This window comes from Lentilactobacillus hilgardii DSM 20176 = ATCC 8290, from assembly GCF_000159315.1.
Classification (GTDB): Bacteria; Bacillota; Bacilli; order Lactobacillales; family Lactobacillaceae; genus Lentilactobacillus; species Lentilactobacillus hilgardii.
Genome location: NZ_GG669993.1, coordinates 429,888 through 451,783, shown reverse-complemented (window position 1 = coordinate 451,783; position 21,896 = coordinate 429,888). Strand labels below are relative to the sequence as shown.

The 21,896-nt window shown below is 39.2% G+C and carries 21 protein-coding genes; 20 read left to right on the top strand and 1 reads right to left on the bottom strand.

Annotated elements, in window-relative coordinates; genetic code table 11:
- The first annotated feature begins 13 nt into the window (after nucleotides 1-13).
- The 6 genes from HMPREF0519_RS06215 (at nucleotide 14) to HMPREF0519_RS06190 (ending at nucleotide 5,883) form a co-directional block, all read left to right on the top strand.
- The gene (locus HMPREF0519_RS06215) at nucleotides 14-763 is read left to right on the top strand and encodes a Stp1/IreP family PP2C-type Ser/Thr phosphatase (RefSeq protein ID WP_003560642.1); all 750 of its coding nucleotides are present in this window, start codon (nucleotides 14-16) and stop codon (nucleotides 761-763) included.
- Nucleotides 756-2,825, top strand: a complete 2,070-nt coding sequence (gene pknB, locus HMPREF0519_RS06210) for a Stk1 family PASTA domain-containing Ser/Thr kinase (protein WP_004561589.1) — start codon at nucleotides 756-758, stop codon at nucleotides 2,823-2,825. Before HMPREF0519_RS06215 ends, pknB begins: the two co-directional genes overlap by 8 nt.
- An 83-nt stretch (nucleotides 2,826-2,908) precedes the next feature.
- Nucleotides 2,909-3,802: a ribosome small subunit-dependent GTPase A gene (gene rsgA / locus HMPREF0519_RS06205; protein WP_004561588.1), complete on the top strand. Its 894-nt coding sequence runs from the start codon at nucleotides 2,909-2,911 to the stop codon at nucleotides 3,800-3,802.
- 11 nt (nucleotides 3,803-3,813) lie between these two features.
- Complete coding sequence (rpe, locus tag HMPREF0519_RS06200; RefSeq protein ID WP_004561587.1) at nucleotides 3,814-4,467, top strand: ribulose-phosphate 3-epimerase; 654 nt, start codon at nucleotides 3,814-3,816, stop codon at nucleotides 4,465-4,467.
- The gene (locus HMPREF0519_RS06195; protein WP_004561586.1) at nucleotides 4,467-5,129 is read left to right on the top strand and encodes a thiamine diphosphokinase; all 663 of its coding nucleotides are present in this window, start codon (nucleotides 4,467-4,469) and stop codon (nucleotides 5,127-5,129) included. Before rpe ends, HMPREF0519_RS06195 begins: the two co-directional genes overlap by 1 nt.
- A 223-nt stretch (nucleotides 5,130-5,352) precedes the next feature.
- Complete coding sequence (locus HMPREF0519_RS06190) at nucleotides 5,353-5,883, top strand: nitroreductase family protein (protein ID WP_004561585.1); 531 nt, start codon at nucleotides 5,353-5,355, stop codon at nucleotides 5,881-5,883.
- A gap of 168 nt (nucleotides 5,884-6,051) precedes the next feature.
- Here HMPREF0519_RS06190 and rpmB read toward each other — a convergent pair whose 3' ends face one another.
- Nucleotides 6,052-6,237 carry a 50S ribosomal protein L28 gene (gene rpmB, locus HMPREF0519_RS06185; RefSeq protein WP_003554214.1) on the bottom strand — a complete coding sequence of 62 codons (186 nt, stop codon included), beginning with the start codon at nucleotides 6,235-6,237 and terminating at the stop codon, nucleotides 6,052-6,054.
- A gap of 226 nt (nucleotides 6,238-6,463) precedes the next feature.
- Here rpmB and HMPREF0519_RS06180 point away from each other — a divergent pair, with 226 nt between their 5' ends.
- The 14 genes from HMPREF0519_RS06180 (at nucleotide 6,464) to trmD (ending at nucleotide 21,849) form a co-directional block, all read left to right on the top strand.
- The gene (locus HMPREF0519_RS06180; protein WP_003554212.1) at nucleotides 6,464-6,829 is read left to right on the top strand and encodes an Asp23/Gls24 family envelope stress response protein; all 366 of its coding nucleotides are present in this window, start codon (nucleotides 6,464-6,466) and stop codon (nucleotides 6,827-6,829) included.
- A gap of 32 nt (nucleotides 6,830-6,861) precedes the next feature.
- The gene (locus tag HMPREF0519_RS06175; protein ID WP_004561584.1) at nucleotides 6,862-8,577 is read left to right on the top strand and encodes a DAK2 domain-containing protein; all 1,716 of its coding nucleotides are present in this window, start codon (nucleotides 6,862-6,864) and stop codon (nucleotides 8,575-8,577) included.
- Between the two features lie 161 nt (nucleotides 8,578-8,738).
- Nucleotides 8,739-10,769, top strand: coding sequence for an ATP-dependent DNA helicase RecG (gene recG / locus HMPREF0519_RS06170; protein WP_035462904.1), 2,031 nt, complete (start codon nucleotides 8,739-8,741; stop codon nucleotides 10,767-10,769).
- Between the two features lie 12 nt (nucleotides 10,770-10,781).
- Nucleotides 10,782-11,825, top strand: a complete 1,044-nt coding sequence (plsX, locus tag HMPREF0519_RS06165; protein WP_004561583.1) for a phosphate acyltransferase PlsX — start codon at nucleotides 10,782-10,784, stop codon at nucleotides 11,823-11,825.
- A gap of 48 nt (nucleotides 11,826-11,873) precedes the next feature.
- Nucleotides 11,874-12,119 (top strand): acyl carrier protein, encoded by a 246-nt coding sequence (acpP, locus tag HMPREF0519_RS06160; protein ID WP_190870507.1) that lies wholly within the window; start codon nucleotides 11,874-11,876, stop codon nucleotides 12,117-12,119.
- Between the two features lie 59 nt (nucleotides 12,120-12,178).
- Entirely contained in the window at nucleotides 12,179-12,889 is a 711-nt protein-coding gene (gene rnc, locus HMPREF0519_RS06155; RefSeq protein WP_003560617.1) for a ribonuclease III, read from the top strand.
- A gap of 14 nt (nucleotides 12,890-12,903) precedes the next feature.
- Complete coding sequence (smc, locus tag HMPREF0519_RS06150) at nucleotides 12,904-16,455, top strand: chromosome segregation protein SMC (RefSeq protein WP_004561582.1); 3,552 nt, start codon at nucleotides 12,904-12,906, stop codon at nucleotides 16,453-16,455.
- Entirely contained in the window at nucleotides 16,456-17,901 is a 1,446-nt protein-coding gene (ftsY, locus tag HMPREF0519_RS06145; RefSeq protein ID WP_004561581.1) for a signal recognition particle-docking protein FtsY, read from the top strand.
- A 136-nt stretch (nucleotides 17,902-18,037) separates the two neighbouring features.
- Nucleotides 18,038-18,385: a putative DNA-binding protein gene (locus HMPREF0519_RS06140; protein ID WP_004561580.1), complete on the top strand. Its 348-nt coding sequence runs from the start codon at nucleotides 18,038-18,040 to the stop codon at nucleotides 18,383-18,385.
- A 13-nt stretch (nucleotides 18,386-18,398) separates the two neighbouring features.
- Nucleotides 18,399-19,835, top strand: a complete 1,437-nt coding sequence (gene ffh / locus HMPREF0519_RS06135; protein ID WP_003560609.1) for a signal recognition particle protein — start codon at nucleotides 18,399-18,401, stop codon at nucleotides 19,833-19,835.
- Between the two features lie 107 nt (nucleotides 19,836-19,942).
- Nucleotides 19,943-20,218, top strand: coding sequence for a 30S ribosomal protein S16 (rpsP, locus tag HMPREF0519_RS06130; RefSeq protein ID WP_003554193.1), 276 nt, complete (start codon nucleotides 19,943-19,945; stop codon nucleotides 20,216-20,218).
- A 17-nt stretch (nucleotides 20,219-20,235) separates the two neighbouring features.
- Entirely contained in the window at nucleotides 20,236-20,484 is a 249-nt protein-coding gene (locus HMPREF0519_RS06125) for a KH domain-containing protein (RefSeq protein ID WP_003554190.1), read from the top strand.
- 65 nt (nucleotides 20,485-20,549) lie between these two features.
- Nucleotides 20,550-21,074, top strand: a complete 525-nt coding sequence (gene rimM, locus HMPREF0519_RS06120; protein WP_003560607.1) for a ribosome maturation factor RimM — start codon at nucleotides 20,550-20,552, stop codon at nucleotides 21,072-21,074.
- Nucleotides 21,064-21,849, top strand: coding sequence for a tRNA (guanosine(37)-N1)-methyltransferase TrmD (trmD, locus tag HMPREF0519_RS06115; protein WP_004561579.1), 786 nt, complete (start codon nucleotides 21,064-21,066; stop codon nucleotides 21,847-21,849). Before rimM ends, trmD begins: the two co-directional genes overlap by 11 nt.
- The last annotated feature ends 47 nt before the right edge of the window (nucleotides 21,850-21,896 follow it).

Here is a 21,896-nt window from a genome sequence, read left to right as displayed (position 1 = left end):
GAGTTGATACAATATGCAAATTGCCTATCAATCGTCTACCGGAAAAGTTCGCGATAAGAACGAGGATGCGGTTGGAAAATTCGAGAACAAGCAAGGATTAATTTTGGCCCTTATCACCGATGGCATCGGTGGCAATAATGCTGGTGAAGTTGCTTCCAAGATGGTCGTTACTCACATTGGTAGTAGTTTTGAAAAAACTGATATTAACAGTCTTTCCGACATTAAATCCTGGTTTACAGAGAAGCTGGCTCAGGAAAATGCCGCAATTATTAATCAATCAAATTCGGACAGGCGACTGAAGGGAATGGGAACAACGATGGTGGCTGCTCTTATCGATGGTGATGAAAGTCTCATTGCCAATATTGGAGATAGTCGCGGCTATGTTCTTTCAGGTGGCAAGCTTACTCAGATAACAGAGGACCATTCCTATGTTAATGAACTTGTCAAACATGGGGATATCACACCTGATCAGGCTAAAAACAATCCCTATAAAAATATTATTACTAAAAGTTTGGGGATTAACGATGATTCTTCGGCTGATTTTAAAGCGTACAGCATTCAAAAAAATGACCAGATTCTTCTTTGTACGGATGGACTGACGAACATGGTAGATGATCCGGATATTGAAGAAATTCTGTCGATGGATGAAGATATTCAAGCAAAATGCAATTTGCTGGTATCGCTTGCGAATAAAAATGGCGGCCTCGATAACATTACGGTTTTAGTTGCCCGCTATGATTCGGAGGTGATGCCGGATGAATAAGGGATTTGTGTTAAATGGCCGTTATAAAATTATTAGTCGGCTTGGTGAAGGTGGCATGGCCGATGTTTATCTGGCTGAAGATTTAATTTTAAATCGAGAAGTTGCCGTCAAGTTGCTGAGGCTTGATTTTCGGGATAATCCCAAAGCTAAAAAACGATTTCAACATGAAGCAATGGCCGCAACTGAATTGGACAATCCTCATATTGTTGGCATTTATGATGTTGATGAAGTTGAGGGTATGCAGTACTTGGTAATGGAGTACGTTGATGGGGAAGACCTTAAACATTATATTAAGGATCGTTTTCCAATTCCATATGCCGAAGTTGTGAACATCATGGAGCAAATTTGTTCGGCTGTTAGTGAAGCTCATCATCATAATATTATTCACCGGGATTTAAAGCCTCAGAATATTTTAGTAGATAAAAACGGTTATATTAAGATTACGGATTTTGGTATTTCACGACTTGAAAGTGAAGATACAATGACGCAGACCAAATCAATCATCGGATCTATTCATTACCTGTCCCCAGAACAGATTAAAGGCCAAATGGCAACTAAGCAATCTGATATATATTCGTTGGGAATTATTCTTTATGAAATATTGACAGGTAAAGTACCGTTTAACGGTGATACAGCCGTCTCAATTGCAATTAAACATTCACAGCAGCCGATCCCATCTGTCAGAGATTTTGATCCCCGGATTCCCCAAGCGCTGGAAAATGTGGTCTTAAAGGCAACAACCAAAAATCCACATGATCGTTACCCGGATGTTAATGCGTTAGCAGCGGATTTAAATACATCACTGGACAAATCCAGGGCAGACGAACCAAGATTCGTTGTTCCCGAAGAAAACGCAGAAATGAATGAAAAAACACGAGTGATGCCATTTTCTGCTTTTCCTGAAAATTCAATGACGGACAATGCTAATGCTGATCAACGTGAAGCACAAGAGACCAATCAAAGCGATGAAAAGCGGCCTAAAAGGAAAAGCCACAAAAGGCGTCGTCGATGGCTAATCGGTGGTATTATTGGTTTTTTAGTTCTTATATTCGCCGTTATTTTTATAGTCAGCGCAAGTGCCCGGACAACAGTGCCGGTCATTAGTGGTACTTTAAGAAATGATGCGACGGAAAAACTTGAAGATGCTGATTTGAGAGTGGGAAAAATTTCTTATCGAAATAGTGAAAAGGTCGATCGAAATCGTGTTATTACGTCTACTCCAAAAGAGAATACTAAAGTCAAAAAAAACACCCGGGTGGCACTCATTGTCAGCTCTGGTATCAAAAAAGTTCGTTTGGACAATTATGTTGGCCAGGATTATGGCGAAGTGAAGTCCCGTTTGGAAGCACAAGGATTTAAAGTTCGTAGAAGAAACGCTCCTTCGGGATCATTTCAGTCGGGAAAAATTCTTCAACAGGATTTTGCATCTGGAAAGCGGGTAAATCCTAAGGGCCATACGTTAATATTCGTTGTGTCCACTGGTATTCAACAAGTCATTCTAAAAGACCTGACTGATATGACCAAGGCTCAGGTTGTCAGTTACGCAAATAAAGAAAAAATCAATCCAACTTTTGATTACGTTTACTCCAACGAACAAAAGAAGGGACGGGTTGTTCGTCAATCACCGGCGGCTAACAATAGTATTCAGCAAGGCGGTAATATTATTGTTTGGTTATCAAGAGGTCCCCAAGCAAAAGCAAAGGATCAACTGGAGAGCTTTAATGTGAAAGTTACTATTCCATATTTTAGTAATTCTAACAATTCACAGTCATCATCAAGTTCTGCGTTTAGCAGTAGTGTTCAACCACAAACGTCTTCAAGTGAAACGCCGGCTCCGGAAACCGAGGCAAGTACGACCGCTTCTGGTGAAAATGTTGTTTTGATTTACTTGAAAGATCATGATCATGACTATTCAACTGTGTATAAACAAATGGTGATTACACGGGATACCACCGTGATATTGCCGTTCAAATTAACAAAGAATGAGGTTGGCCGTTACAAGGTGGTTCGTGACGGTAAAACCATTTTAAGAGATAATAATATTACTTACGATTCTCATTAAAAAAATAAAAACTGCAAAAGAAAGTTACTTGTCTGTATAATAGGGACGAAGTAACTTTTTTATTCTAAGACAGAGGTGATTAATTGACCAAGGGGAAAATTTATCAGTCATTGGCCGGTTTTTACGATGTTCATACCGCTGATGACAAAGTTTATCGGACTCGTGCCCGGGGGAACTTTCGGAAACGAAAGATTACGCCCTTAGTGGGCGACGACGTTGAGTTTCAAATCGAGGATGGCGATAAGGGGTATATTTTAGAAATATTGCCAAGGAAAAATTCTTTGGTTCGACCGCCAATTGCAAATATTGATCAGGCAATTGTCACAACGGCGGCAACGCAACCGGAGTTTTCGAGTAATTTATTGGATCGGCAGTTGATTGCATTAGAGATCAGCCAGATTCAGCCGATCATTTACTTTACCAAAACCGATTTATTGAGCGAAAGCAAACGACAGGTATTTGCAACAATCGCTGCTGATTATGCAAGAATTCCATATGAAGTTATTTTACCGGAATCGGCATTTTCGGATGAAGCTTTGAATCGGCTCCGTAAATTATTTTCAAAAAAAGAAAATGTCATCATGGGCCAAACCGGTGCAGGGAAGTCCACTTTGTTAAATCATCTGGCTCCTGATCTGGATTTAAAAACCGGTGAAATCTCGGCTGCATTGAATCGTGGGAAACATACGACACGTCGAGTGGCATTATTAAATGTCAACGATGGGTTGATTGCTGATACCCCAGGGTTCTCATCGTATGATACACTTGATATAGATTTTCGAGAACTTGCGGGCTATTTTCCTGAGTTTAAGCGAGCATCTTCAAAATGTCGTTTTCGTGGATGTATGCACGTTAATGAGCCGGATTGCGAGGTCAAACGGCAAGTTGAATCCGGTCAAATTATGAAAAGCCGTTACGAAAATTATTTACAGTTGTATACTGATATTAAGAACCGTAAACCAAATTATAAAAAGTGAGGAAGTTAATTATGATTAAGATTGCACCTTCAATTTTGAGTGCTGACTATGTAAATTTGCAAAGAGATATTGAAAAGGTTGATAAAGGTGGTGCTGAGCTACTTCATATTGATATCATGGATGGTGCCTTTGTGCCTGCACTATCATATGGGCCGGGCTGGGTTAAGGCAATTAAACCGATTACTAACTTAACGTTGGATGTTCACATGATGGTCCAAAACCCAGAACGTTATATTGATGACTTTGCAGATGCCGGTGCTGATATTATTGGTGTTCATAAGGAAGCAACACCACATATTCACCGTGCGCTTCAAATGATTAAAAATCGCAATGTTAAGGCTGAAGTGGTCATTAATCCAGGAACACCCGTATCAGCAATTACACCTGTTCTTTACATGGTTGATCAAGTTCTTGTTATGACTGTTAATCCAGGATTTGGTGGTCAAAAGTTCTTGCCTGAAACAGTTAAAAAGATTACAGAATTAGATAAGATTAAAAAAGAACAAGGATTGAACTTTGATATTGAAATTGATGGTGGCGTTAACGAAACCACTGTTGTTGGCGCATACAAAGCTGGCGCTACAGTTGCCGTTGCCGGTTCATATATTTTTAATGCTGACGATCCAGTTTTAAAGATCAAAGCATTAAAGGATGCTACTAGATAATGAAAGTTTTAAACCTTTTGGTTGGTGGGCCAATTGACTTGTGGCCTGCTGAATTGAAAGCGGGCAAAATGAATGGCGATTGGATCGGTATTGATCGTGGAAATCTATATTTAATTGATATGGGAATCGATCCAATTGTGGCTATTGGCGATTTTGATTCATTAAAGCCTGAGGAATTAAAGTTAGTAAAGACACATATCAAAGATATCCGCCAGTCAATTCCTGAAAAAGATGACACCGACACTCAATTGGGATTGAAAGTGGCTATTGAAGAACATCATGCGGATCGATTAGATATTTATGGTGCCACAGGTGGTCGTTTGGATCATTTCCTCGCTAATTTATGGATGGTCTTGGAACCGCGATTTAAAAAATATGCGCCTAAAATCAGAATGATTGATAAGCAAAATACGATCACCTTTTTCTTACCCGGTGAATATGACATCAAAAAGGAACCCGATAAAAAATATTTGGCGTTCGTTGCTTTGACACCAATGGATCATTTAACACTGTTTGATGAGAAATATAAACTAAATGATTATCAGGTTAAACGCCCCGTTTCTCTTGCCAGCAATGAGTTTGTCGGTAACAAGGCTCGATTTAAATTTGCCAGTGGGGTTATGTGTGTGATTCAAAGTAAGGATATTAATCGGTTTAATTAAGGTTGTTTTTCTCACATTCTTACTTGGCCATAAGCGTGATTATACTAAAAGAGGTTGGACAAATGTTATTTTGTCCAACCTTTTTTTGAGCACAAGCTTGTTTTAATGGTGGTAATTCCACCGATTCAAAACATGGTACAATGAGGATGTTGAAACGTTTTCCAACTTACGGTCAGTACTGTTTTTTTATTTATATATAAGAAGCAGGGAAAGAAGTTTTATTTTGAAGACAATTGATGCCATTATTAATCGAAAATCCGTTCGAACTTACACCGGAGAAATGATTTCAGATAATGATCTAAATCAAATCTTGACAACCGCGTATGCATCTCCGGTTTCAATGGGAAAATATGACAGTTTATCGCTTACGGTGATTACTAGTCAAGATTGGCTTCATCGCTTGGATCAAAATGCACAGCAAATTTTTAATGTCAGTCAGTCAATGCTGTATGGCGCACCACTATTTATTATAGTGTCAACGAAACTTCAAGAAACACCAGCAGATAATGCAGCTTATTCAAATGCAGCGACTATCATTGAGAATATGAATATTGAGGCTGTTGCACTCGGGATTGGCGCATGCCATATTTGGGGCGTCATTACAGCCTTAAATCAAAACAAAGCGCTTATAAAGGAAATGAAGCTGCCTGAGAGTCAAACACCAGTTGCAGGTCTGGTCTTGGGACAAACAGATGAAAAATATGAACAGCGTCATATTCCGATGGATCGAATCAAGACGCAAACGCTTGATTAACATTTCAAGTTTAAGTCGGTATTATAAATTGGTGTCGCAGAGTTGTTATGAATAAAGTTATTGTAAAGTGCAACAGAGACTAAAGAATCCGGAAAACCAGTTTATTCGGTTTTCCGGATTCTTTATTTTTCCACAAAAAAAAGACCGATAAAATCGATCTTTTTTTAACTAAACGCGAGTCACTTTACCCGATTTAAGTGTACGGGCAGAGATCCAAACTTTTTTTGGTTTGCCATCAACAAGGATCCGAACTTTTTGCAAGTTTGGCTTCCAGCTGCGACGGCTTGAGTTCAAGGCGTGTGAACGTTTGTTACCAAAGTGAGTACGTTTGCCACTGATAAAATCTTTAGCCATGGGGTAACAAATCTCCCTTCTATAAGAATTCTAGTGCTGAATTTCTGAATCATTACACTTGAATAATTTATCATAGTTGCCTTGATATTGCAACACTTTTCTTTCAAGTAATTATACTTGACACGGCTTTTAATCTTAATGGTGCTTACTTTGGTTTTGCTCGGGATTGTGGTAATATTAATTATCGTTAATATGTTGATAGACTAATTTAAGGAGGCTGTTACACATGGCCGTCAAAATAAAAACAAAGTTTGGTACAGTGGATATTGACAATGATGTCATTGCTAACGTTGTTGGCGGTGCTGCTACCGACAATTATGGTGTCGTTGGCATGGCAAGCCGTAATCAAATTCGTGATAATATGAATGATATTTTGAATAGGGAAAACTATTTCAAAGGTGTCGAGGTTAAACAGCATAACAACGAAATCGTCATCAATGTTTATATTATTGTCGCCTATGGCAATAAGATTTCTGAGGTGGCCAAAGCCGTTCAGGCAAAGGTTAAATATGATTTACAAAGCATGCTTGGTGTAACCGCTAATTCGGTCAATGTAATTGTTCAGGGTGTTCAAGTAGCAAACGAAGACTAAAATTACGACAATTGACCAAGGAGGAAAAGTAGTTGAAAGTAACGGAAATTACCAACACCGAATTTACGGCGATGGTTCAAGCTGCATCTAATAAATTAAATAAAAATACTGACTTTATAAATTCTTTAAACGTTTTCCCGGTTCCCGATGGGGATACTGGGACAAATATGAGCTTGTCGCTGGCAAGCGGTTATAAGTATGTTAATAAGGACGTTAGTACAAGTGTTGGCAGTCTTTGCTCATCTTTGGCAAAAGGGTTGCTAATGGGTGCCAGAGGGAATTCCGGTGTGATTCTTTCTCAAATTTTTAGAGGATTTTCAAAATCAACTGAAAATAAGGAAACATTAAGCGCTCAGGATCTGGCTGACGCCTTTGTATCTGGTACCGAAACGGCTTACAAGTCAGTTATGAAGCCGACAGAAGGAACAATTTTAACGGTTATTAGAATGGCAGCACAAGCCGGCAAAAAAACAGCTGCAACCACAAATGATATTGTAGCTGTAATGGATGCTGTTTACAAAAACTCAAAAATCGCGTTAAAAAAGACGCCGGATCTTTTGCCTGTCCTTAAACAGGTGGGTGTCGTTGACTCTGGCGGTCAGGGGCTCATGTTTGTCTTGGAGGCTTTTGATGACGTGCTAAACGGCCGTGTAGACGCTGAAAAGGGTGAATATCAACCAACGGATGCGGAAATGACAGAAATGATTGATGCAGCTCATCACCAAAGTGTTCAAAGCAAACTAGATCCTGATGATATCGTTTATGGTTATTGTACGCAAATAATGGTTCGAATTGGAAAAGGTAAAGAGGTTGATCGCAAATTTGATTATCAAACCTTTTATGATTATCTTGCTAAATTAGGCGACTCACTATTGGTTGTGAATGATGAGGAAATCGTTAAGGTTCACGTTCACACCGAGCATCCCGGTAAGGTCCTTGCCTGGGGTCAGGAGTTTGGCGATTTAGCAACTGTTAAAGTTGATAACATGCGTTTGCAGCAAGAAACAATTATCGAAAATGATGATGAAAAGGATATATCTTCACCGATTCAAAAGGCAGAAAGTATTGACGCCAAAGCAGACCAACCGGCTTCCGATACTGCCATTATCTCAATTTCTTCCGGTAAGGGACTTAATGATTTATTTAAGAGCTTGGGTGTCAATTACATTGTTAATGGTGGACAAACAATGAATCCCAGCACTGCTGATATTGTGAATGCCATTCAAGAGACGCATGCAAAACAGGTTATTGTGCTGCCTAACAATAAAAATATTTTCTTAGCTGCTGAACAGGCGGCTGAAGTTGTTGATATACCAACGGCTATTGTTCATTCTAAAACAATTTCCCAGGGAATTACGGCAATGCTGGGCTTTAACCCGGAAAATGCGCTAGATGAGAATCAAAAGGCAATGGAAGATAATTTACCAACGGTTAAATCCGGACAAGTCACAACGGCAATCCGTGATTCCAATATTGATGGTCTTGAAATTAAAAAAGATCAGTATATGGGCATTGCAGATGGAGAAATTGTAGCAGTCGATGATGATTTGATTAAAACAGCCGTTTCAATGGTCGGCAAGATGTTGGACGATGATAGTGAAGCAATTACAATCATTTGGGGAGATAACGCCAATGAAAGACTTGCTGATAAAGTCCAAGCCGGGATCATTCAGTTGGATGACGAACTCGAAGTTGAAGTTCATGAAGGCGATCAGCCGGTTTATCCGTTTTTAATTTCTGTAGAATAGTATAAGCAGTGAAGAGAGGCTGGGACAAAAGTTATGATACTTTGGTTCCCAACCTCTTTCTGCCGTCATTAAGGGACTTGTCTTCTAAGGACTTTTGGTCTTTTAAACTCGTAGATTTTGGATATGACCAAGACATTTTTAAAACGAAAGGAACGGTCAATTTGACTAGTTTAAACGATTCGGTGGCCGTACTAAAAGGAGTAGGCACTAAGCGTTTGGTTGCACTCAATAAGCTGGGAATTAACACGATTAATGACTTGCTGACGTACTTCCCTCGCCGATACGATGATTTATCAATTAAAGATCTTTCAAATGCCATTGATGGTCAAAAAGTAACGGTAAAGGGAATGGTTATTGCGCCGCCAACCCTTACCTATTTCGGGCGTAAAAAAAGTCGTTTAGTCTTTCGTCTGAAAATCAATGACAATATCTACACGGTTTCTTTTTTTAATCAGCCATGGCTGAAAAGGGAAGTTAATTCAAATGATGAGATCATTGTATTCGGGACTTATAATCGATCCAGAAATCAAATTCAAGGTATGAAAATTTTAACTGATCAGAGTTCTAATTCATTCGATTCAATTTACCCGGCAAGTAAAGAGGTTAAACAAGCCACAATTAAATCGTTAATTAAGATGGCATATGATATGTATCACACTCAATTAACAAATGTGATTCCGGATAAATTAAGAGCAAAATACCGATTGGAATCTTTTCCGGACACAATTCGAAATATCCATTTTCCAGAATCACCCAAAGCTGCACAGCGTGCTTTCAGAACCGCAAAATTTATGGAATTCTTCTTATTTGCAATGAAAGTGCAAATTCTAAGGGAATCTCATCGAAAAACGGATCCGCACGCGCAAATTCATTATCAACAGAGTTTGTTAGAGAAGTTTCAAAAAAGTTTACCATTTGATTTAACACCGGCACAACAAAAAGTTGCCCGTGAGATTTTGGCTGACTTAAATCGTCCCATTCAGATGAATCGACTGCTTCAGGGAGATGTGGGAAGCGGCAAAACGGTTGTTGCTGCAATGGCTATTCTAGCAACAATCAGTGCCCATAAGCAGGCTGCAATTATGGCACCTACCGAAATCTTAGCAGAACAGCATGCAAATAATTTTGCAAAAATGTTTGATGGTTTAGATGTCAATATTGCATTATTAACCGGAGATACTTCAGCGGCGGCTCGACGAGCAATGCTGCCAAGCATTCAAAGCGGTGAGGTGGATCTGATAGTTGGGACTCACGCCTTATTTCAAAATGACGTGCAATATGACAATTTGGGGTTGGCAGTGATTGATGAACAACATCGATTTGGTGTTAATCAAAGACAGGCACTTCGTCAAAAGGGAACCAGTACCAATATGTTGGCAATGACTGCAACACCAATTCCCAGGACGCTTGCGATTACGATGTATGGTGATATGGATGTTTCAATTATTAATCAGCTTCCCTCCGGTAGAAAGCCGATTAAAACAACATGGATAACATCGGCAAAGACCAATAGTGCGATTCGGTTTGTTAAAAAGCAACTTGACAATGGCAATCAAGTATATGTTGTGACACCGCTTATTGAAGAATCGGAAGCTGTTGATATGAAAAACGCGGTGGCCATTTTTGAGCGCTTTAAAACAATTTTTGAACCACAATTTAAGGTTGGGCTGTTGCATGGCCAAATGTCCAATCAGGAAAAAGATGACACAATGGTCAGCTTTAAAAATAATCAATTTCAAGTATTGGTTGCAACAACGGTAATTGAGGTTGGGGTCGATGTTGCAAATGCAAACACGATGTTAATTTTTGATGCTGATCATTTTGGCCTTGCTCAACTGCATCAACTTCGTGGAAGAGTTGGCCGTGGTTCAACCCAATCCTATTGTGTCTTAATTGCTGATCCTAAAAATGAGGTTGGCAAGGAAAGAATGAAAGCTGTTGCCAGTAGCACTAACGGTTTTTTTCTATCCCAAAAGGATCTGGAACTAAGAGGGCAAGGGGATATTACCGGAGCAAAACAGTCGGGAATGCCCGACTTTAAAGTTGCCGACCCTGTTGGTGATTTAAATATTTTGACAGTTGCTAATCAGGAAGCGCAAAATATTACGGCCGAAAAGCATTGGAAAAACAAGCCAGAGAATGTACAATTAGCAAAGTATTTGCAATTTAATCAAACTATTAATTATGACTAAGGAGATTCAAAAATGAAAATTGCCGTTGATGCAATGGGTGGAGATTATGCGCCCAAAGAGATTGTTGAGGGCATCGAGCTTGCCAGAGATGCCTATCCCGATATTGAGTTTCTTCTATTTGGGTTAACTGATCAAATCCAAAAATACTTAAAGGATGATACCAGAATCGAGGTCAAACAGGCTGACGAGGTCATCGAAATGGGTGATGAACCTGTTAAGGCTGTTAGGACCAAAAAACAATCCAGCATGGTTTTAGCAGCAACTTCTGTTAAAGAGGGGCAGGCGGATGCGTTTTTCTCGGCCGGTAATACTGGGGCAATTTTAGCATCCGGCCTGTTTATTATTGGTCGAATTAAGGGCATTGATCGTCCTGGGCTCGCAACAACGCTCCCAGTTATTACGAAGGATGATCAAAAAAACTTTGTGATGCTTGACGTTGGTGCCAATGCGGATACAAAGGTTTTGAATATGTATCAGTATGCTTTAATGGGTAAGTATTATGCTTCAAACGTTATGAAGGTTAACAATCCGCGTGTTGGCTTGTTAAATAATGGTACTGAGGCTGACAAAGGAGATATGGATCATCGAAAAGTGCATGATCTTTTAGCCGATGACTCTGATATTCACTTTATTGGGAATGTTGAATCTCGTGAATTACTAAATGGCGCAGCTGACGTTGTTGTAACGGACGGTTTTACGGGCAATGCTGTTCTTAAAAGTATCGAAGGTACGGCTTTATCAATGCTTCATTTGATTAAAGGGAGTATCATGTCTGGAGGTATGACATCCAAACTTGGTGCGGCCATGCTAAAGGGGACCTTTGGCCAAATTGCCAAATCAATGGATTATTCTCAATATGGCGGTGCTGTTTTAATGGGTGTCAAAGCGCCGGTTGTAAAAACACATGGTAGTAGCAAAGCGCCGACTGTTAAGAATACAATTGGTCAAATTAAGCAAATGATTGATTCTAAAATGATTTCTGATCTAAATAATTATTTAAACAGTCATACCGATCAGCTTCAGGAGATTAAAGAGACTATTAAAAACAGTAAATAGTTTGATATAATAGTTTTTGAATTAATAAATTGGAATAGGTGTAATATGATGGATAAAAATGAAGTATTTAATAAAATTGCAGACTTAGTCGCGGATCAATTCGATATTGATCGTGAAAAAATTAACGGCAGTTTGAATTTCCGTAAGGATTTAGATGCTGACTCAATTGATTTTGTTGAATTCGTTCTTGATCTTGAAGATACATTTAACGCAGAGATTTCTGACGACGATGCAGAAAAGCTAAATACAATTGACGAAGCTGTTGATTATGTTATGAGTCATCAAAAAGATTAACTTTTGATGGTCGAAATTGTTGATGTAACGAATTTGCACATTAATTTGGAGGCAATTATTTGATACCAGGATTAAATGAGATGTTAAAGCAGGACTTTAATATTCATATTGATGATCAGGATTTACTTGATGAGGCTTTTACACAGGCATCATATGTCAATGAACATCGTGATCAGCATCTAAAGTTTTATGAGCGACTGGAGTTTTTAGGCGATGCTGTTCTACAGTTGATTGTGTCAGAATATATTTTCAAACGCTATCCTAAACTTCCTCAGGGTCGGCTAACGAGATTGCGAGCTGCAATGGTTAATGAGCAGAGTTTCAGTACGTTTGCCAGGGAATGCCACTTTAATAAATATATCCGTTTGGGGAAAGGTGAAGAGAAGGCCGGCGCTCGTGACCGCGATTCGCTTTTATGTGATATTTTCGAATCATTTGTGGGCGCACTCTATCTGGATCAAGGAAAAAAGGTTGTCGAGGGCTTTGTTCAACAAGTGATCTTTCCCAAGTTGGATGAAGGGATGTTTGCTAAATTCTTTGATCATAAGACTGAACTACAGGAGTTGGCTCAAGCCGATGGCCCTGTTGATATTGATTATGAATTGGTTGATGAGTACGGCCCTGATAATGATCGACTCTTTAAAGTTAATGTCGCAATTGACGATAAACTATTAGGAGTCGGTATTGGCCATTCTAAGAAGGATGCGGAACAACGAGCTGCCCAAGAAGCTTTAAAACATTTTAGTAAACGGGAAGATAATTTAGTTTAGATTGGAGAAACATCGTGCAACTTAAATCCATTGAAATTATTGGCTTTAAATCATTCGCCGAAAAAACAAAAATATCTTTTCCGAATGGAATGACTGGAATCGTTGGCCCTAATGGAAGTGGAAAGAGTAATATAGCCGAAGCCATTCGTTGGGTACTGGGGGAGCAGTCTGCCAAAAATTTGCGGGGTTCTCGGATGCCTGATGTTATTTTTTCCGGTTCGGCTGATCGACGGTCGCTTAATATGGCGGCCGTTACTTTACTATTGGATAATTCTGACCATTATCTTGACTCACCATATTCAGAAATCAAGGTTTCACGAAAATTATTTCGTAATGGGGACAGTTCTTATTTTATTAATGAAAAGCAATGTCGTTTGAAAGACATTGCCAGTCTCTTTATGGACACTGGAATTGGGCAAGGTAGTTTATCAATTATTTCTCAAGGGAATGTTGAGAAAATTTTTAATAGTAAATCGGTCGAACGTCGTTCAATCATTGAAAACGTTGCGGGTGTCTATAAGTATAAGCGCCAGAAAACGACGGCGCAGGCTGAGATTGTCCAGACAAGTGATAATCTTGATCGGGTTAATGACATTATTCATGAACTGAAGGTCCGATTAAAACCTTTGGAAGAACAAAGCAGTCAAGCAACTGATTATCTAGATCAAAAGAAACGCCTTGACGAGTTGGAAAAAGAACAGTTAATAATGACCGCTAAAGGTCAGATCCTTCAAGAACAAATATTGGTTCAAAAAGTGAGTGGATCACAGCTGGTTGTGGATCGGCTCACGGCTCGGGTCCACCAAAAAGAGCAACAGCGTAATAAGCTGAAAAAAGCATTGAATTCTGGACGCCAACAGGTTGATAAACTCAATACGACGTTGGTATCAATTGCAACACGTATTGAGTCTTTGAAAAGCAAACAACAATTGTCTTCTCAGGAAAGTAGTTTTAAGAATGCAGATATGAAGCGAGTTTCAAATCAACTTAAGACCATTAATCAGCGACTTTCAGAATTAGAAAAGAAATTGGCCCGATCGTCTAAATTGGTCAATCAGACACAAGTCGCGTTAACGGTTAATAGAAGTAACTTGCGAAAAGTTCAACAGACTGCTGACGAAAACAGTGTTCCTGTTATTGAAGAAAAAATTAAGAAAGGGCATAGTCAATACTTTGACCTTTTACAGCAACAGAGTGATTTAAAAAATCAAATCTTAATGAATCAAAAAGATGCACAGCGATTTAATGAACAAACCGGCGCCCAGCAACAGCGGATTGGACGTGCTAACAGCGACTTAGAAAATCTTGAAAGTCAAATCCGAGATAAGGATGAAGCCTATCAGGGATCGGTGAAAAAGTTGCAAAATGAGCAACAAAAATTAACCGACTTAAAACGATTGTTGAAACAAAAGACTGATCTTGTCAATGAAACGCAGTCAAACTGGTTGTCCGCTTTAAAAATTGCTGAACAGGCTAAAGCTAAAGTTAATTCATTGAAGAATTTGCATGACTCCTACAGGGCTTTTTATCGGGGAACAGCTAACCTGCTTAGACATCGATCGGCTCTTGAGGGTATCTATGGGCCGGTTTCAGATTATGTTAAGGTAAATGATCGGTTCGTAAAAGCGATTGAAACTGCACTTGGCAGTCAGGCACAACATATCATTGTTCGTGATAATACAAGTGCATCGGCGGCAATTAAATTTATGACCAAGAATCGATATGGCCGTGTCACATTATTGCCGGTTTCAACAATCAAATCTAGATTTTTAAATGCCGGCATAGTTTCGTCAGCAAAACAAGTTTCCGGATATGTTGGGATTGCTTCCAATCTAGTTTCCGTGCCGGAAGAATTCCAAGCGATTCTTGACTTCCTTTTGGGGACAACCCTGATTGCTGAAACGTTGGATGATGCCATTCAGCTGTCTCAACAAATCAATCATAGAACGCGTATTGTTTCTTTGGATGGCCAGATTGTTAATGCTGGTGGGTCACTAACCGGGGGCGCAAATAGATCAGAGGGGCAAGGCGTTCTTGTTCAAAAAAGTGAACTTGAGAAGCTTGAAGCTTCAACCAAGGAGATGTCAGTCAAGTTGACTGAAAAAGAACATCAACTGCAAATTGCTAAACAAGAGCTGCAGAAGATTCAGGCTTCCTTTGATCGCGGCAGACAATTGGTGTTTCAGTCAGGGCAGATGGTTGATGCACAAAAATCAGCGCTGGATTCTTTAAGAGCTTCCAAAACCAGTCAAAAACGGGAACTTGATGCGTTAAAGCTATCTTTGCATAACGTTAAACAGCAAAACCAAGATTCTTCAGATCAAAATCTGGTTTTAAAAAAATCACAATTGGACCAAGAAATTAAGCAAGTGGCATCTGCCATAGAAAAGAACCAGTCACTACTTAGTGATGTAAAGAAAAACGCTGAAAGTTTTGAAAAACAAAAGCAATCATTACATGACCAAATTGTCATTTCGAAAGAACAGTTGCAGCATTATCAAGACGATCAAAAAAGACTCTCAAGTCAGTTTGATCAATTGAAAAATCAACGTCAGGATTTGGAGACACGATCAAAAAATCTTCAAGCGGATCTTTCTGAGCAGATCGATCCTGAAAAGATTACAAAATTAATTAAAGAAAGCTCTGACAAACAAAGAGCATTAACAACTTCTTTGAAAACACAAAAGGAGTTGGTTGATCGGTCAGATAAGCAATACGATCAATTACAAAATGACATTCGAAATCAACAAATGAATTTGAATAATGCCACATATGAATTGAAAAATAATCGGGAGGATTTTCAAAATCTTCAAAAATCATTGGATAGCTCACTTAATCAACTATCTCATGATTTCGGGATCCTCAAATCAGATTTAAGCCACACCGAATGGAATTGGGATCTGGAAACGATTTCTCGACAAATAAAATTATTGAGAACGGGTATTAATGAGATTGGTCCCGTCAATATTTCAGCTATTCAGGAATTTCAAGATGTTTCCGATCGTTATGACTTTTTATTGAAACAACAGCAGGATTTAACAGATGCCAAAAATCATCTGACGTCTACTATGGGTGAAATGGACACAACAATTTCCAAAAAATTCCAAACAACCTTTGATAAAGTAGCAAAGTCCTTTTCAAAGGTTTTTGTTGAGATGTTCGGTGGCGGTGAAGCAAAATTAGTCCTAACGGATCCTGACAATATGCTGACAACTGGCATTGAAATAATGGTTAAACCGCCTGGTAAGAATTATCGGAGCTTGAGCCTACTTTCGGGTGGGGAAAAGGCATTAACGGCAATCACGCTGCTTTTTGCAATTATTAAGGTGTCACCTGTGCCTTTCTGCATTTTAGACGAGGCAGAGGCTGCTCTGGATCCCTTTAATGCGGATAGATTTGCTAGGTATTTGAAAAAATTTGGCGATGAGACCCAATTCATTGTTATTACCCACCGAAAGGAAACAATGATTTATGCTGATACGCTTTATGGCATTACCATGCAAGAATCAGGCGTTTCAAAAGTTGTAAGTGTTAATTTGGATAATTTAAAAACAGAGGTGAGTTAAATGGGCTTATTTGATATCTTTAGACGTCGTTCGAAGAAGAACAAGGACGAAGAAAAAGAAAAACAAGAAACCAAATCTGTTCAAGATCAGCAACAAGCTACCGAAGAATCCAAATCGGTTGAACAGGAAGTTAAACAGGAATCATCTCACCAGAATGAGCCGGAAAGTGCTGCTAAAAGTAAGAGTGAGGACTCAAAGGCTGACGAAACCAAGGATTCAAGTGTTTCATTTTCAAAAGATTCACAGAACGCCGAGAAGACAAAGCCAGTTGCTCAAGCATCGACTCCAGACGTATCAGAAGCTGTTGAAACCGGGGGAAAGCCAACTATTGATCCCTCGAAAAGCAATGTGCATGATGAGGATAAGAAACAAGAAGGACCTTTGGATACAGGCGTTACTGGCAAAGCACAGACAATCGACGAAAAACCGGTTTCTGATGTAGATGACCATTCTAAAGTACCAGAAGCTCCCGAGACAGCAGGTATGGATTCTGAGACCGCATCAGAAAGTGGGGCAACTCAATCATATGAGAAGGGATTAGCTAAGTCCCGCTCATCATTTGGTCAAAAGCTCAATGCGTTATTGGCTAATTTTAGACACGTGGATGAATCTTTCTTTGATGATCTTGAAGATATGTTAATTGAGTCTGATGTCGGTTTTGAAACATCTATGAAGATTGCGGACGACTTGCGCGAAGAGGTTAAGCTTCAGAATGCAAAGAAGCCTAAAGATGTTCAAAATGTTATTGTGAAAAAGCTGATTGATATGTATGATCAGGCTGGAAATGGCGAAAATCCCGCCATCAATTTGGCTAAGAGCGGACCAACTGTTATTTTAATGGTCGGTGTCAATGGTGTTGGTAAAACGACAACGATTGGCAAAATGGCCAAGATGTATAAAGATCAGGGGAAGAAAGTTGTGCTTGCAGCAGCAGATACGTTTAGAGCGGGTGCGATTGAACAATTAAATGTTTGGGCTCAACGAGATGGTGTTGATATTGTAAAAAGTAAGCCCAAAAGTGATCCATCATCAGTTGTTTTTGACGCTGTAAAAAAGGCGCGTGATGAACACTATGATATTTTAATGGTCGATACAGCTGGTCGGCTGCAAAATAAAGTCAACCTGATGAACGAGTTAAGCAAAATGAAGAAAATTTTGACACGAGAAATTCCCGAGGCACCACATGAGGTACTATTGGTGCTTGATGCAACTACTGGCCAAAACGCAATGACACAGGCAAAAATGTTTAAAGAAACAACGGATGTGACTGGAATTGTATTAACCAAGCTGGATGGCACTGCTCGAGGTGGCATTGTTTTAGCAATTCGTTCCGAACTTCACTTGCCGGTTAAGTACGTTGGACTTGGGGAAAAAGTGACTGACCTGAAGCCCTTTGATCCAAATGATTTTGTTTATGGGCTGTTCAAAGGATTGATTTCAGAATAAGGTTGTTAAATCCGGAGTTGACGGCATTTAAAAAAGTCGGTAATCTAAGTAAGTGTGTAAGCTAACTCAACGGCATATTGATTTATAGCCAAGGACCATTAGCTTTTGCAGATCACTTAATCAGAGGAGTTCAAGTATGGCTAATGAACTTGAAAAGACTAATTATATCAATTCGTTATTTGAATTTTACGAGCCTTTATTAACTAAAAAACAGGCAAATTATATTCAACTGTATTATGCTGATGATTTTTCGTTGGGTGAAATTGCTGAAGAGTATGAGATTAGCCGTCAGGCAGTGTACGATAATATTCGGCGATCGGAGAAAATATTGCAGCAGTATGAAGATAAGTTAAATTTATATCATAGTTTTGTTGAACGTAATGATAAATTGGATCAGATTCAAGCGTATACTGCAAAGCACTATCCTCATGATGCCGAGTTAAATAAAATGATCAGTAGCTTAGAGACTACCGAAGAAGAATGAAAGTGGTGAAATAATGGCTTTTGAAGGACTAACTGAACGTTTACAAAACGCTATGAAAAAGCTCCGTGGCAAGGGCAAGGTTAGCGAAGCCGATCTTCGTGCAACCATGCGGGAAATTCGTTTGGCATTGCTTGAAGCCGATGTTAATTTCCAAGTTGTTCGAACGTTTGTTAAAACCGTTGAAGAACGTGCAAAAGGTGCCAAGGTTCTTGAAGGATTAAACCCATCTCAACAAATTGTTAAAATTGTTGACGAAGAGTTAACCAAGACAATGGGCCAGGAAGCCGTTCCCTTAAATAAATCCGAAAAAATTCCAACGGTGATCATGATGTCGGGGCTTCAAGGTGCCGGTAAAACGACAACAGTTGGTAAACTGGCGCTTAAATTAAAGAACGAGCAAAATGCCCGACCGTTATTAATTGCAGATGATGTTTATCGACCAGCAGCTATTGAACAATTACAAACGGTTGGTCAACAGGTGGATGTGCCGGTCTTTCAGCTTGGAACGGATGTTGATCCGGTTGAGATTGCCAAGCGAGGTCTTGAAAAGGCCAAGGAAGATCATAACGACTATGTGATTATTGATACTGCAGGTCGTCTTCAAATTGATGAAAAGTTGATGGACGAACTTGGTAACATAAAAAAGGCTGTTAATCCTGATGAAATCTTGCTGGTTATTGATGCAATGACTGGGCAAAATGCTGTTGCGACGGCAGAGGGATTCGATAAGACACTTGATGTTACTGGTGTTGTATTAACAAAATTAGATGGTGACACCCGGGGTGGTGCTGCGCTTTCAATCCGCGCGGTTACAGGTAAACCGATTAAATTTGTCGGCCAAGGGGAGAAAATGGAAGACTTGGATGTCTTTCACCCCGATCGGATGGCTTCTCGTATTTTGGGAATGGGTGATATGCTTTCCCTGATTGAGAAAACCCAGAAAGAATATGACCAAAAACAGGCCGAAGAATTATCTGAAAAGATTAAAGAAAATACGTTTGATTTCAATGATTTTCTTGATCAGTTGGATCAGATTCAAAAGATGGGCCCTTTGGATGAAATTATGAAGATGATTCCGGGGATGGCTAATAACCCAGCCCTTCAAAACGTTAATATGAATCCAAAGGACATGGATCATTTAAAAGCAATTATCTATTCAATGACTGAACAGGAACGAACAGACCCAGATGTTATGAATCCGTCACGTAGACGGCGGATTTCTCGGGGATCCGGTCGGCCGATTCAAGAGGTCAATCGGATGATTAAGCAATTTGGTCAAATGAAGACGATGATGAATAAAGTTTCCAAGGGAAACATGTCCGGAATGGAAAATATGATGGGGCAGACCGGGATGGGCGGTAAGCTCTCCAAGTTGGCAATGAAACAGTTTGGTCGGAAAATGAAAAAGAACAAAAAGAAGCGATTAAAAAAGAAACGTAAAAAGCATTAAAAACCAATATTTTAAAGAGTTTTAACGGTGTAAAGAAAAAAACCTTTACAAGCACTGAAAATACTGGTATATTATTAATCGTTAAATGATTATAGGAGGTAAAATGCATGTCAGTAAAGATTCGCTTAAAACGCATGGGTTCAAAGAAACGTCCTTACTACCGTATCGTAGTTGCAGATTCACGTAGCCCTCGTGACGGTCGTTTCATCGAAAATGTTGGTACTTACAGCCCATTAACTCAACCAGCTAAGGTTACTCTTGAAGAGGAATCAATCATGAACTGGTTAAACAATGGTGCTCAACCATCTGATACTGTTCGTAACTTATTATCAGATGCAGGTATCATGAAGAAATATCACGACGCTAAATACTCAAAAAAGTAAGTGAGTGATTTGTCATCATGGTTAGTGTTGATAGATTAATTAAAAAGATTGTTTCACCGTTAGTCGATTATCCTGACGAAATTCAAATTTCGCATAATGAGTCTGATCGTTTTATGGAATATCATCTTCAGTTAAACGAAGAGGATGTTGGACGAATCATTGGCAAACATGGTCACGTGATTCAGACTATTCGAACGGTTGTTTATAGTGTCCCAGTTAATGGGCCTAAAAAAGCTCGTTTAATCGTTGACGATGAAAAACAGTAAAGTGGTTCTTAAGCGAAACGAATGTTTTGTTTGAGAGCTTTTTTATTATTTGGATGGAGGATTAAATGGACTACTATAACGTTGGAAAAATTGTTAACACACAGGGACTCAAGGGTGAAGTAAGAGTGATCGCAATTACCGATTTTCCAGAAAAAAGATTTAAAAAAGGGAACACGATTTTTGCCCAAACCGAAAAGTCCAAGGCCTTAATTTCGTTAGAAATAGATGGCGTCCGAAAACATAAAGGTTTTGTGCTTTTACATTTTAAAGGTTACCCGACAATTAATGATGTTGAATTTTTAAAACCATCGACACTTTTGATTGGCGCAACCAGTCTCTCAGATGATGATTTAAAACCGGGTGAATATTATTATCACCAAATTATTGGACTGGATGTTTATGAAGGAGATAATCTGGTTGGCCAGGTAAAAGAAATCTTATCTCCCGGAGCCAATGATGTCTGGGTCGTTCAACGGAAGGCCAAAAAAGATTTATTACTGCCTAAAATTGATTCCGTTATTAAAGAAGTCGATCTTAAAAATCACAAAATTAATGTAGAGATTCCGGAGGGCCTAGACGATGCGAATTGATGCGTTAAGTTTGTTTCCAGAAATGTTTGCGGTACCTATGCACGATTCGATTATTGGAAGGGCTATCGAGAATCAAACAATTGATTTAGAAGTCACGAATTTTCGTGAGTTTACGGAAGATAAGCATAGACATGTTGATGATTATCCATTTGGTGGCGGAGCAGGGATGCTTTTGCAGGCACAACCAATTATTGATGCGTATGATCATACAAAAGTCGTGTCACAAAAAGCTGGTTATCCAGCCGGAAAAGTGATTTTAATGGATCCAGCTGGAAAAACATTTACACAACAAGATGCCGAAAAGCTTTCTTCAGATGAACATTTAACATTTGTTTGTGGTCATTATGAGGGCTATGATGAGAGAATTCGATCAATTATTACAGATGAATATTCTCTTGGAGATTTTGTTTTAACCGGTGGTGAGTTGCCTGCGATGGTGATGATTGACGCAATTACGCGACTTATTCCGGGCGTTTTGGGTAATAATCAGTCAAAGGTTGAAGAATCATTTTCTACGGGATTGTTGGAAGAGCCACAATATACTCGTCCAGCAGATTTTCGCGGTATGAAAGTACCTGAAGTATTAATGAATGGTGATCATAAGAAAATTGCTTTATGGAATCAGAAAGAAGCGCTTCGACGGACCTATCTGCGAAGACCGGATTTAATTGATCATCGAAAATTATCCAGTATTCAAAAAAAATTATTTGCGGATGTTCGTATTGAAGAAGAGGAAAAGCAGGCTGACAAGAAAAAGCCCTTTACAGAGGACTGAACTTTGTGTTAAACTTTCTTTTGGCGCGAGCCGCAAAACAACATTCC

Coding starts and splice junctions, on each gene's coding strand:
- ffh (WP_003560609.1), top strand. CDS start 18,399: ATGGCTTTTGAAGGACTAACTGAACGTTTACAAAACGCTATGAAAAAG.
- HMPREF0519_RS06125 (WP_003554190.1), top strand. CDS start 20,236: ATGGTTAGTGTTGATAGATTAATTAAAAAGATTGTTTCACCGTTAGTC.
- rpsP (WP_003554193.1), top strand. CDS start 19,943: ATGTCAGTAAAGATTCGCTTAAAACGCATGGGTTCAAAGAAACGTCCT.
- rpe (WP_004561587.1), top strand. CDS start 3,814: ATGATTAAGATTGCACCTTCAATTTTGAGTGCTGACTATGTAAATTTG.
- ftsY (WP_004561581.1), top strand. CDS start 16,456: ATGGGCTTATTTGATATCTTTAGACGTCGTTCGAAGAAGAACAAGGAC.
- plsX (WP_004561583.1), top strand. CDS start 10,782: ATGAAAATTGCCGTTGATGCAATGGGTGGAGATTATGCGCCCAAAGAG.
- rpmB (WP_003554214.1), bottom strand. CDS start 6,237: ATGGCTAAAGATTTTATCAGTGGCAAACGTACTCACTTTGGTAACAAA.
- acpP (WP_190870507.1), top strand. CDS start 11,874: ATGGATAAAAATGAAGTATTTAATAAAATTGCAGACTTAGTCGCGGAT.
- rimM (WP_003560607.1), top strand. CDS start 20,550: ATGGACTACTATAACGTTGGAAAAATTGTTAACACACAGGGACTCAAG.
- HMPREF0519_RS06140 (WP_004561580.1), top strand. CDS start 18,038: ATGGCTAATGAACTTGAAAAGACTAATTATATCAATTCGTTATTTGAA.
- trmD (WP_004561579.1), top strand. CDS start 21,064: ATGCGAATTGATGCGTTAAGTTTGTTTCCAGAAATGTTTGCGGTACCT.
- HMPREF0519_RS06180 (WP_003554212.1), top strand. CDS start 6,464: ATGGCCGTCAAAATAAAAACAAAGTTTGGTACAGTGGATATTGACAAT.
- pknB (WP_004561589.1), top strand. CDS start 756: ATGAATAAGGGATTTGTGTTAAATGGCCGTTATAAAATTATTAGTCGG.
- HMPREF0519_RS06195 (WP_004561586.1), top strand. CDS start 4,467: ATGAAAGTTTTAAACCTTTTGGTTGGTGGGCCAATTGACTTGTGGCCT.
- HMPREF0519_RS06215 (WP_003560642.1), top strand. CDS start 14: ATGCAAATTGCCTATCAATCGTCTACCGGAAAAGTTCGCGATAAGAAC.